We start from the raw sequence: 12,249 nt of genomic DNA, 5'->3' as shown, positions 1-12,249 counted from the left end.
GATTTACATATTAAGTAGATGGAAAACACTAACTGCTCTCCTACTTTACGCTCTCAAGAAAAAAAAGTGCTTTTAAATTTTGCGAAAGAAATTTTCATTTTTATTAAGCTTTCTGTTTTTGTTAACCAAAACTTTAACTCTTATCTTTATCACACGGTGCATTAACACAGTTGTTGACCAAAACAGAAAGCATGAAGATATTTTTACAACCTCATATTCAAGAGTTAAAAAATAAGGTATTAGAAATTGCGAAGATTGATAACATCATCGCCGCTGATTGCTATAAACTTGCATTGGATATCTCAACCAAAACGCACAAAACGATCAGTCAAACGACGATCAAGCGTGTATACGGTTTTGCACACGCCCGTTATGCGCCCTCTACTTTTACGTTGAATGCGCTATCGCAGTATTGTGGTTACGATAGTTGGACAGACTTCATCAAACAGATGGAGACGCAAAAAGATGATTCCAAAGAACATATTACCTGGAACGAAATCGCACAAGCTGCACATAATATCACACGTTTTACCATCCAAACAAATAAACATAAGTGTGGAATTTCCTATTTATATACCATTGAACGGCAGTCGATCACAGATCATATTCAGCGTTTTTTAGAGACCGATACCACGGGCTGCATTATCAGTGCACCTTCAGGAATGGGCAAAACGATTGGTATCACGCATTGGGTAGATAGGCAATTGGCAGCAAACCATGTAGAAAACAGGAGTAACATTTTTCTACATGTGAACAGCTCTTCGCTCTTTTTTGCTGCGGGTTTTGGATTTCATAGCAACAAATGGCTGGCACATTTACTTAATTTTCCTCAACAACAACATTTTGAAGATTTTATCTTACAGTATGAAAAGGGAGCACCGGGAAATTTTTATATCATCATAGACGATTTCAACAATAATCTTATCAATAATCGATTATTTGACATTGTTTTCAAACAACTGATTGATATGACGGTCTATCTATCCAATTATCCTTGGATGAAGATCATCATTACGCTTCGTCCCTCTACTTGGCAAAAGTACGGGCACCTCATCGAAAATCATTCAGAAATCAATAAGCTCTGGTTTACCGATTTCCCTTGCAGCAAACGCGCAAATGCCGTTAACCTACCAGCCTTTACAAGCCAGGAGATTCATGAATTAATTGACAAGATTAGCAATGCCAAGGCTATCGACACAGATTATGCCAGAAAATATTTTCCGGTAATTAGCTTGCCCTTACACTTTCAATATTACTATCAGTTAAAAGGTGATAGTCTGGGAGTTGATCAATTAAATCCGGCAGATGAATTTGCAATTGCCTCTTTATACTTACACAAGAATATTCTTAAGGGCGCATTGGCTGCTGAAAAACAGGTTATGCTCAGCCAGCTGATTGGAATGGTGAATTTTTCGGATGATCACGCATACATCAACAAAAAAGAAGCATATGCCATTATTAAAGAAAATAACAGCATTTATAGCGAACTTTTGCATGCAGGCATCCTTTATGAACATCAAGAAGAAAAAGGTACGAGAGCCGCTTACCAGATAAGGTTCAAGTCGTTAGTTCTTGCTTCCTATTTTATCACTCAGGATGTTCTCGACAAACAACATGGGCAGGTCGATAAAGCCTTGATCGATTGGGTTCAAAGCAGCCCTTATACGGATAGCATAAAACTTACATTATTAAAGTGGTTTATCATTTTTTCACTTGAAACAGGTGATTTGGATATTTTCAACCACATGCAAGACGTTGAGTTCATTGAACCCTATCAAGCTTCGCTCATTTTATTTACCTGTAGCAACCTCGATTACGTAATAAATGCTAATCCAGCGATCGGTAGCACCCTTAATCGGGCTTTTGCCAACTCAGCCTTTATTGATATCGCCCTGGACCATATACTATTGGAAACAGAATATGAGCTAGCACTTAAAAAATTGCTTCAATATCATATTTCTCCACAACAAAAAATTTTACTTCACACTTCACTAGCCTTTTTTGAATTGCTATATCTGCGTGATGAAGAGACCTTGAAACATATTGAAATATTACGTTCAATGCCTCGAGAGCATTTTGCAGACTTTTCATTGAATCCCTTGCTCATTATCGAAAATATCCACCATTATTATCGGCATAACGTTTTAAAAGAAGATGCCATTGACGAAATACGTTTATTTTGCCGTTATCCTGAGCGGAGCACAAATCTTGTACATAAACAACTTATTTATGTCTTGGGCTACATTTTGTTAAAGATTAAAACTTCCGAGGAAATCACCTTGCAATATCTTCAGATTGTAAATCAGTATGGCTTGGATATGAATAGGAAAGTGACCAGCGACTTTAAAGCCTGTATTCAGCTGGCATTCGCCGAACGATATCTAGCGATGGATCAAACAGACCTTGCTTTACAAGCAAAGGAAGAGGCTGTACAGACAAATAGCTCCCACACGATCAATCGACTACAATTAGGCTTATTGGATCTGGACTTGTTAAGAAACCAGCATAGAGATTTCTTGCACCTTGCCCGCCAATTAATATTGATTTCAAAACAGTTTAATCTGAAGTTTTACGAGGCAAAAGTCAGAGTTTATGTTCTTTCCTCATTACAAGAAGATCAAAAGAGTTTAATAGCAGAACATCAAACTGCTTTGCAAGCCTTGTTCGAGCACAGTCGATATAAACCGGAAAGTTTTTATAACCTCCGTAAGGCCTCTTTAATCAATTCCTCGACGGTAAATTGAGCGGCATTGTTTTTTTGAATTTCGGTTAGTACTTTTTCAGCTTGCGCTTTATTGAAACCAAGCATTACTAAGGCTGTAAGAGCCTCCTCAGGTACAGACTGATGTTGTGGAACCGATATCAGGGTGTCGGCACCCTCTTTCTTTAACTTGTCTTGCAGCTCTAATATAATGCGTTGCGCAGACTTAGGTCCGATTCCTTTAATGCGTTGTATTTGCTTTACATCGCCTTGGACAATAGCGGTTTGGATTTCAGTTGGCGTAATCGATGACAGAATCATTCGTCCTGTACTCGCTCCAATACCCGAAACAGACAGTAAGTGATTGAATAATTTACGTTCTCCTTCTTCTGCAAATCCATATAGTGAATGAGCGTCCTCTTTAACCTGAAAACTAACATAGAGCTTACATTGCTCACAATCCTTGATCTTACCGAATGTATACAAAGAAATGTTAACATGATAGCCGACGCCATTCACATCCAGTACCACATACGTGGGACATTTGTATGCCAGTTTTCCATTTAAATATTCGTACATTTCTTTAGGTATTAACCTTTAGTTGTTAGTATAATTACTAGCTAGTTGGTTATCACCGACTAGCTAGTTAAAAAATCTACTTCTTTTTCTCTTTCCCTACCGCTTCTTTCTCTTTGGCTTGCACGTCGACGACCGCAATAGTGACCATGTTCACAATTTCTCGGACAGAACTGCCTAGCTGTAAAACGTGCACCGGTTTATTAAGTCCCAACAAAATTGGTCCTACTGCCTCTGCTTCTCCTAACTCTTGCAATAATTTATAAGCAATATTACCTGATTCTAAAGTAGGGAAAACCAATACATTGGCGGGGCCGCCACTCAAATTGGTAAACGGGAAATTCTCTGCCAACATTTGACTATTAGTGGCAAAATTGGCCTGCATTTCTCCGTCCACTACAATATGAGGATATTTCTCATGCAGCGTTTTAACTGCATTACGCATCTTTGTAGGGATCTCCCCTTCGTTTGAACCAAAATTTGAGTAGGACAACATGGCAATTCGCGGGTCAATATTCATTTTCTTGACCGCATCATGCAGGAGTACCGTGATGTCTACCAATTCTTCTTCAGTTGGATTTTTGTTTACAGTTGTATCTCCAAAGAAAACAGGCCCTTTCTTTGTTAGCATCATATACATACCTGCAACGCGGCTACCTGAACGAGTACCAATGACATGCAGTGCCGGACGAATAGTTGTCGCATAATTTTTTGTCAAACCGGAAATCAGGCAATCTGCTTCACCGAACTCGACCATACTTGCGCCATAGTAGTTACGATCTAACATAAATTTATTAGCTTCTAACAAGGTAATACCGCGACGTTGCCTTTTTCTATAAAGTGCCTCTACATATTGTTTAAATTTTGGCGTATCGATCTCCTCCAACGGATCAATGATTGTAACATTTGGTAGGTCTAAAGCATGCTCGGAGATGATACGCTGGATCTTCTCCTTTCTACCCAGCAGAATGGGGTGAGCAATACCTTCATCTTTAACGATTTGGGCTGCTTTTAGGATTTTATAGTTATCTGCCTCCGCAAAAACAACACGTTTAGGGCTTTGCCGCGCTGCAGCACTTAAGTCGCGCATTAAGACGTCATCTAAACCTAAACGCTTTCTAAGATTTTCTTTATATGCTTCCCAATCTTTAATTTCTGCCCTTGCAATACCAGATTCGATAGCTGCCTTCGCAACAGCAGGGGCAACTTCCGTAATCAAACGCGGATCAGTTGGTTTAGGTATGATGTAGTCTTTACCAAATTTGAGGTTGTTTATATTATAGGCGAGATTTACAGATTCCGGCACCGGTTCTTTCGCCAACTTCGCAATAGCATATACCGCCGCTAATTTCATTTCTTCGTTAATACCTGTAGCTCGTACATCAAGGGCACCTCTGAATATATAAGGGAAACCTAATACATTATTCACCTGATTTGGATAATCAGAACGGCCTGTCGCCATGATAACATCCTTACGCGTTTTTACGGCCAAGTCGTACGCGATTTCAGGATTTGGGTTTGCCATGGCAAAAACAATGGGATTTTTGCTCATGGTTTTTAGCATATCGGCTGTTAGTACATCGGCCGCAGAAAGGCCGATGAATACATCGGCGTCTTTAATAGCCTCTTCTAAAGTATGAATGTTCCGATCAGTCGCAAATTCACCCTTTAATGCGTCTAGGTTTTCCCTATCTTTTCTTATTACACCCGCCCGATCAATCATCACAATATTTTCCGGCTTTGCACCTAGCGAAACATAAATACGTGAACAAGAAATAGCAGCAGCCCCAGCTCCATTAACAACGATTTTAACTTTTTCCAGCTTTTTCTTTTGTAACTCACAGGCATTGATTAAGGCAGCACCGGAGATAATGGCGGTACCGTGCTGATCGTCATGCATAACCGGAATAGACATTTCCTCTTTTAATCGACGCTCAATCTCAAAACATTCCGGCGCCTTGATATCCTCTAAATTGATTCCTCCAAACGTAGGTTCCAATATTTTAACCGTGCGGACAAAATCATCTACATTCTTGGTATCAAGTTCTAAGTCGAAGACGTCAATATCGGCAAATATTTTAAACAAAAGACCCTTTCCTTCCATAACAGGTTTCCCCCCCTCAGGTCCGATATCACCCAGTCCTAACACGGCAGTTCCATTGCTGATAACAGCCACCAAATTTCCTTTGGCTGTATATTTATAGACATCCTCTTTATTGGCGGCAATTTCCAAACAGGGATCAGCAACGCCCGGTGAGTAGGCCAATGATAAATCTCGTTGCGAATTCGTTGGTTTGGTAGGTATTACGGCAATTTTACCCGGACGGCCGTTAGCATGATAGTCTAGCGCATCTTGCTTACGATTAATTTTGCTCATTTTAATTATTTCTTTTATTCTATATTCTTTCTCATTTTTACCAACAATCGTATTTGTATGGCAAATCTGATGAAGCACCAAAGGTAGGAAGTTTTGTGAGTACTACCTAGCATTTCACCTATTGATTTGAGCAAGTGTTAAGATCATGGAAGGAAACGCGAATATATGCCCTAATCGGTATCACTTAACAGCAATGCCAGCTTAAAGCACCTATGAAGTATCTTTCGTGTAACCTTAAAGTACCTTCTCTGTAAATACATATTTTTGGCTCGTACATTTACTTCATGTCTATTTAAACCCTAGCTATGAGCAGATGAGGAGGTTAAGGATGCAGCAGTACATGATGATTAACGAGGGCCTATGATATAGTATAAGTTTTGTTAAAAATCTGTTAAAAAACAGAAGTAAATGAATAAATCGATAAATTAGCGATTTATAAAAAATTCGACAATCACTATATGAGACAGCTCAACCGATATTTACTTTTTGCTATTTTATCGTTTTACAGCCTACAAGTCTGGAGTCAATCCCGACAAAAGGGAATTAATTTAAATACCATTGTTGAAAAAACCAATACCTTAGCTACGCAGCAACCTATTGAAAAAGTTTATCTCCATTTTGACAAACCCTATTATGCTGTGGGCGACACCATATGGTTTAAATCTTATTTGACCAGTCATCATCAACTTTCGAATCTTAGTAAGGTTGTCTACATAGAGGTGCTCAATAGCCGAGATTCCTTAATGAAAACCTCCATGATTCCCAGCAATAACGGCACGGGCAATGGAAGTCTCGTTTTAGACCCGCTTATCTATAAACAGGGGAATTATCGCATTAGAGCATATACAAAATACATGATGAATTTTGACCCGAATTATTTTTTTAATAAAAATATCATTATTGGAGACGTTTTCAATAAAAGGGTAAAAACTCACGCTAGTTTTGTTGCTGCCCCCGGAGGAAAAGCAACAACTGTTAACGGCCGAATCCGCTATACAGACGAAGAAGGGAAGCCATTAATAGATAAACGGGTTTCCTGGGAACTTATACGCGGCACAAGCAGCTTAAGCAAAGGAAGAGGTAATACTGACAAAAATGGCTATTTGCAAGTAAGTCTATCGAATGAGCAACAACAGGCTTTAAAAGACGGGATATTAAATACGTCCATTAGTTTGGACAATAACCGCTCCGTTAACACAAGTTATCAACTACGTGGGGCATTTCAGACACCGGATGTCCAATTTTTTCCGGAAGGCGGATATTTAATTGCCGATTTACCAAGTGAAGTTGCCTTCAAGGCGGTAGGAGGTGATGGATTGGGAGTGGCTATCAAAGGCAAAGTGGTAGATCAACAGGACCAGGAAGTTGCAAGCATTGAGACCCAACATCTAGGCATGGGCAAATTTAGTTTAACGCCTAAAGCGGATGCTGTATACACTGCAAAAGTTACAACCGAAAACGGTGCTACGTACAGTTATCAACTTCCGAAGGTACGACCTTTCGGAACGAGTCTGGCCGTTGATCCCTCAGACAGTTTAAACATAGCTGTGAAAATTATTTCGAATGATCTTTATCTACAACAAAATCAGAATAAAGTTTTCTCATTAGTCGCGCAAAGCGATGGTGTAATCTATTATGCAGCGCAAACCCCTTTGAACAGTGCGAGCATCAATGCCTCCGTACCAAAGAATAAATTTCCGTCAGGCATTGTACAATTCACCCTACTTTCCCCTTCCGGTATCCCTTTGAGTGAGCGACTGGTCTTTATTCAACGTGCGAACGAACTTAAACTTACATTAAGCTCCGATAAAAAAAGTTATGCAGCGAAGCAGGCCGTTCAATTACATTTAAATGCATCCACGGATAGCTCACAATCCGTTGGAACTTTTTCTGTTTCGGTTATTGACGAGTCGAAGGTTCCTTTCAACGAAAATGCAGAGACAACAATTCTTAGCAGCCTGTTGTTAACCTCAGATATCAAGGGTTATGTGGAGCAACCGAACTATTACTTCAAAAAAGTAACACCTGAAACTCGCAGCCATTTAGACATACTTATGTTGACGCAAGGGTATCGCCGTTTTGATTATAAAGATATTATCGGTGATAAAATACCTCCTGTTTCTTTCTTACCGGAACAGGGCATTGATATCACCGGCACACTCCGCCTATTAAACGGAATAGCAGTACCTAACGGCAAACTCGAATTGAGCATAGGCAATGATAAGAAGACAGTTGAAACTTACTCCGATGAACAGGGTAACTTCAAGTTTAGCAATGTTATGTTTACTGACTCGGCACAGGTCACTATCAGCGCAAGGAACAATGAGAACTATAAAAATTTAAAGATCACATTGAATGGAGACGCATTTCCTGCTATCACACCAGGTTTCACCGCACCGGACGAAATACTTAATATAGATAGTACATTAACGCCCTATCTTAAAAATAGTGCAAGGCAGTATCGAACTGAGCGGCTTTTAGAAGAAGTCGTTATTACGGAAAGAGTAGCACCAAAACCTCGCCATACGCAGTACCCGGCTTTATCAGGCTTAAGCCCGATCCCCGACCACCTGATTGACGGCGCTCGATTCACCGGTTGTAATCTGCTTATTAATTGCTTACAGACAGCCGCAATGGGTTTAACCTTTATGGACAACAACTTTTACATCACACGAGATTATAACCAAGGAAATCGGACACCGGTACAGGTGTTTTTAAATGGAATGGCCATTGATGTGAATGGCATCAATACCGTTAGTCCGGCAGAGGTGGAGTCAGTGGAGATATTTTTACGTGATGATCTGGGCACCGTAAACAGAACCTACCAAAGCAATGGCGTATTGGTGATCAACACGAAAAAGAAACCACAAGGTACGCGCATCAGCAAGGCTGAATTGGAAAATCTTTTGCCAAAATCTAACATCGTAACGATTACACCTTTAGGCTACCAAGCTGAACGCAGCTTTTACCTACCGAAATATACGGCAACCAGTACTCCCGGAATCGATTGGCGTACCACCGTTTATTGGAATCCGGATGTTATTACCGATAGTCAAGGGAAAGCGAGTTTCCAATTCTATAATGCTAGCGGCCTAGGCACTTATAAAGCTGTGGTAGAAGGAATCGATGAGAACGGCAATATCGGGCGGGCTGTTTATCGTTACAAGGTGGAATAAAAACAATCGTCAATGTGATAACCGCACAAAGTGGGTTCATAACCTTGCGATTACAATTAGCGAGTAGTTAGCCAATATGCAAATGTTGTATTGGCTAACGTTCTCTTTTTTTTCCGATTAAAAGTAAACCACATACACCTGCACAGGTAGCTAGCCCGTAGATTAGAAAAACCAATATACTGGGTAATTCGGGATGCAGCATCATGTAAATAATTCCAATAAAAGATATAAACCCGGAAACCATCGCGATCAGTGGTAACGATTTTTTCATACTTAGTAGTCTTCGATATTCAAAGCTAGGTAAAATCTTTTTAACAGCGTCCATTCTTTAATTTTATCGCCACATAAAAATGACAAAGTGTGTATAGATAAGCTGTGTTAATGACTTGCAAATGAAGGGCATTTTATCTATGTTTGTGCCCTTAAATGAAGAGATCTTAAAATGGGTAACAACCAGCTAAATCCCTCTTAAACAGCTTTATGCTCTGTTACTTAGATTGAAACTGCGTCTATAATTCATACATGAATGAACTTAAACATAAATTTTCAAGAGAAATTTGAGGAACGCCATATTGCGCCGAATAAGCAAGATGTTCCTGAGATGCTTAAAACTATTGGCGTTAATAGCATCGATCAGTTGATTGATGAAACCGTTCCAACTAAAATTCGTTTAAAAAGTCCCTTAAGCTTACCACCGGCTTTAACTGAAACGGGATATTTACAACGATTGAAGCAAATTGCTTCTAAAAACAAAGTGTTCAAATCTTACATCGGCCAAGGATATTACGATGTGATTACACCCAGTGTTATTTTGCGAAATGTATTTGAAAATCCAGGCTGGTATACACAATACACACCTTACCAAGCTGAAATAGCACAAGGCCGATTACAGGCTTTATTAAATTTCCAAACGGTTATCATTGACCTTACCGGTATGGAAATAGCGAACGCATCCTTATTAGACGAGGCAACTGCTGCTGCAGAAGCGATGTTTATGCAGTATAGCCTACGTAAAAATAAAGATGCCGATACTTTTTTTGTATCAGAGAATGTTTTTCCACAAACCTTAGATGTATTAAGGACACGTTCCGTTTCTTACGGCATCAAACTTTTAGTTGGTGATCATACTTCGATCGAATTTAATGAAAATATCTTTGGAGCTTTAGTCCAATATCCGGCCGGCGACGGTAAGGTATTTGATTACCGCAGCTTTGCTGAAAAGGTTCATGCACATCAAGCAACTTTGAGTGTTGCGGCCGACCTGATGAGCCTTACCTTGCTAACGCCACCGGGAGAATGGGGAGCAGACATTGTGGTTGGTTCCTCGCAACGCTTTGGTGTCCCTATGGGTTTTGGCGGTCCTCATGCAGCTTTCTTTGCAACAAAGGACGCTTATAAACGTAATATTCCGGGCAGGATTATTGGGGTCACCATCGACTCATCGGGGAATTACGCGCTGCGAATGGCTTTACAAACACGTGAACAGCATATTCGAAGGGACAAAGCTTCCTCTAATATTTGTACGGCGCAGGCGCTTCTTGCTATTATGGCGGGGTTTTACGCCACCTATCACGGACCACAAGGCTTACGCGCTATTGCAGAAAGAATTCATGGACTAGCCGTGCTTTTGTCTAATACGCTTACATCGCTTGGCTATAGACAAGAGAATGAGGCCTATTTTGACACCCTAACCTTCCATCTTGGTGATTTATGTAATCCGTTACATGCAGAAGCGCTGAACCATGAAATGAACTTTCACTACCAAGGCGAAACCGTCCATATTTCATTAGATGAGACCACCAGCTTGGAGGATATCAAAGAAATTGTTCGTGTTTTTGCGAAGGTAAAAGCAAAAAATTTGGCGGATGTTGAATTCAAAACATCAGCACTGGAAAGCGTAATCCCAACCGCGCTGCAACGTACCTCGGCCTATTTAACGCATGAAGTGTTTAACACGCACCATGCTGAGCACGAAATGCTACGCTACATCAAATCGCTCGAAGCTAGAGATTTATCGCTCTGCCATTCGATGATTCCACTGGGATCTTGTACGATGAAGTTAAACGCTACAACCGAAATGATACCTGTATCTTGGGAGTCGTTCAATAGAGTACATCCTTTTGCCCCCATCGATCAGGTTGGTGGTTATATGCAAATGCTTGACGAGCTAAACCGGTGGCTTTCTGCCATCACCGGCTTTGCTAAAATGAGTTTTCAGCCCAATTCCGGTGCACAAGGTGAGTATGCAGGTCTCATGGTTATTAGAGCATACCATGAAGACCGAGGCGACCATCACCGCAACGTCGTGCTCATTCCATCGTCTGCACATGGTACCAACCCGGCCTCTGCTTCGATGGCCGGCATGAAAATCGTTGTTGTAAACTGTGATGAGCGTGGTAATATTGATGTGGCCGATTTGCAATCCAAGGCTGAACTGCATAAGGATAATTTAAGTTGTTTGATGGTTACCTACCCATCTACCCATGGGGTATTTGAAGAATCGATTATCGATATTTGCCAGGTTATCCATGCAAATGGCGGTCAGGTATATATGGATGGTGCCAACATGAACGCGCAGGTTGGTTTAACAAGTCCTGCAAGTATCGGCGCAGATGTTTGCCACCTCAATCTTCATAAGACTTTTTGTATTCCGCACGGTGGTGGTGGCCCCGGGATGGGACCTATTGGTGTTGCCGAGCATTTAGTACCCTTCTTACCTGGCCATGAAGTGGTTAATATTAATGAAGGCAAGTCTATCTCTGCCGTTGCAGCAGCACCGTTTGGATCAGCTTCTATTTTACTTATCTCGCATGCTTATATCGCGATGATGGGTGCCGACGGCCTAACCAATGCTACTAAATTTGCTATTCTTAATGCCAATTATATTAAGGCTAGGCTTGAACACGATTATAAAATATTGTATGCAGGCGCTAGTGGCCGATGTGCCCATGAAATGATTCTCGACTGTCGAAGCTTCAAGAGTTATGGTGTTGAAGTAGGCGATATTGCTAAACGCTTAATGGACTACGGCTTCCATGCACCAACGGTGTCTTTCCCTGTTGCCGGTACGCTTATGGTAGAACCGACAGAATCGGAGCCAAAAGCAGAATTAGATCGTTTTTGCGATGCGCTTTTGGCTATCAGAAGGGAGATTGCTGCCATTGAGTCGGGAGCGGTGGATAAAAACGAAAATGTATTAAAGCATGCGCCACATACTTTGGCAGTAGTTAGTGCCAATGAATGGAATAGACCTTATACAAGGGAAGAAGCCGCATATCCTCTCCCATATGTTGCTGCACATAAATTTTGGCCCGCAGTAGGAAGAGTGAATGATTCTTACGGTGACCGCTCTTTAGTATGTTCTTGCCCGCCTTTAAGTGAATATGAGGAGGCAGCCGCGAGCTATTAGGAGGTAAGCG

At 40.8% G+C, this 12,249-nt stretch carries 6 protein-coding genes; 3 read left to right on the top strand and 3 right to left on the bottom strand.

Annotated elements, in window-relative coordinates:
- The first annotated feature begins 191 nt into the window (after positions 1 to 191).
- Positions 192 to 2,744 (top strand): hypothetical protein, encoded by a 2,553-nt coding sequence (locus FKG96_RS07305; protein WP_041387270.1) that lies wholly within the window; start codon positions 192 to 194, stop codon positions 2,742 to 2,744.
- Here FKG96_RS07305 and ruvA read toward each other — a convergent pair.
- Positions 2,696 to 3,280 carry a Holliday junction branch migration protein RuvA gene (gene ruvA / locus FKG96_RS07300; protein WP_130856243.1) on the bottom strand — a complete coding sequence of 195 codons (585 nt, stop codon included), beginning with the start codon at positions 3,278 to 3,280 and terminating at the stop codon, positions 2,696 to 2,698. The genes FKG96_RS07305 and ruvA overlap by 49 nt on opposite strands.
- Positions 3,281 to 3,356: 76 nt before the next feature.
- Positions 3,357 to 5,654, bottom strand: coding sequence for an NADP-dependent malic enzyme (locus FKG96_RS07295; RefSeq protein WP_013665367.1), 2,298 nt, complete (start codon positions 5,652 to 5,654; stop codon positions 3,357 to 3,359).
- A 458-nt stretch (positions 5,655 to 6,112) separates the two neighbouring features.
- Here FKG96_RS07295 and FKG96_RS07290 point away from each other — a divergent pair, with 458 nt between their 5' ends.
- Positions 6,113 to 8,830 (top strand): carboxypeptidase-like regulatory domain-containing protein, encoded by a 2,718-nt coding sequence (locus FKG96_RS07290; RefSeq protein WP_130856242.1) that lies wholly within the window; start codon positions 6,113 to 6,115, stop codon positions 8,828 to 8,830.
- A 94-nt stretch (positions 8,831 to 8,924) separates the two neighbouring features.
- On the opposite strand, the gene FKG96_RS26700 is transcribed toward FKG96_RS07290, so the two are convergent.
- The gene (locus FKG96_RS26700; RefSeq protein ID WP_165446977.1) at positions 8,925 to 9,101 is read right to left on the bottom strand and encodes a hypothetical protein; all 177 of its coding nucleotides are present in this window, start codon (positions 9,099 to 9,101) and stop codon (positions 8,925 to 8,927) included.
- Positions 9,102 to 9,356: 255 nt separating this feature from the next.
- Between FKG96_RS26700 and gcvP the strand changes: the two genes are divergently transcribed.
- Complete coding sequence (gcvP, locus tag FKG96_RS07285; protein ID WP_130856241.1) at positions 9,357 to 12,239, top strand: aminomethyl-transferring glycine dehydrogenase; 2,883 nt, start codon at positions 9,357 to 9,359, stop codon at positions 12,237 to 12,239.
- Positions 12,240 to 12,249 lie beyond the last annotated feature (10 nt).

Source organism: Olivibacter sp. LS-1 (genome assembly GCF_008245145.1).
GTDB lineage: Bacteria > Bacteroidota > Bacteroidia > Sphingobacteriales > Sphingobacteriaceae > Olivibacter > Olivibacter oleidegradans.
Note: the sequence above shows the minus strand (reverse complement) of the source record. Positions and strands in the feature narration are given on the sequence as shown.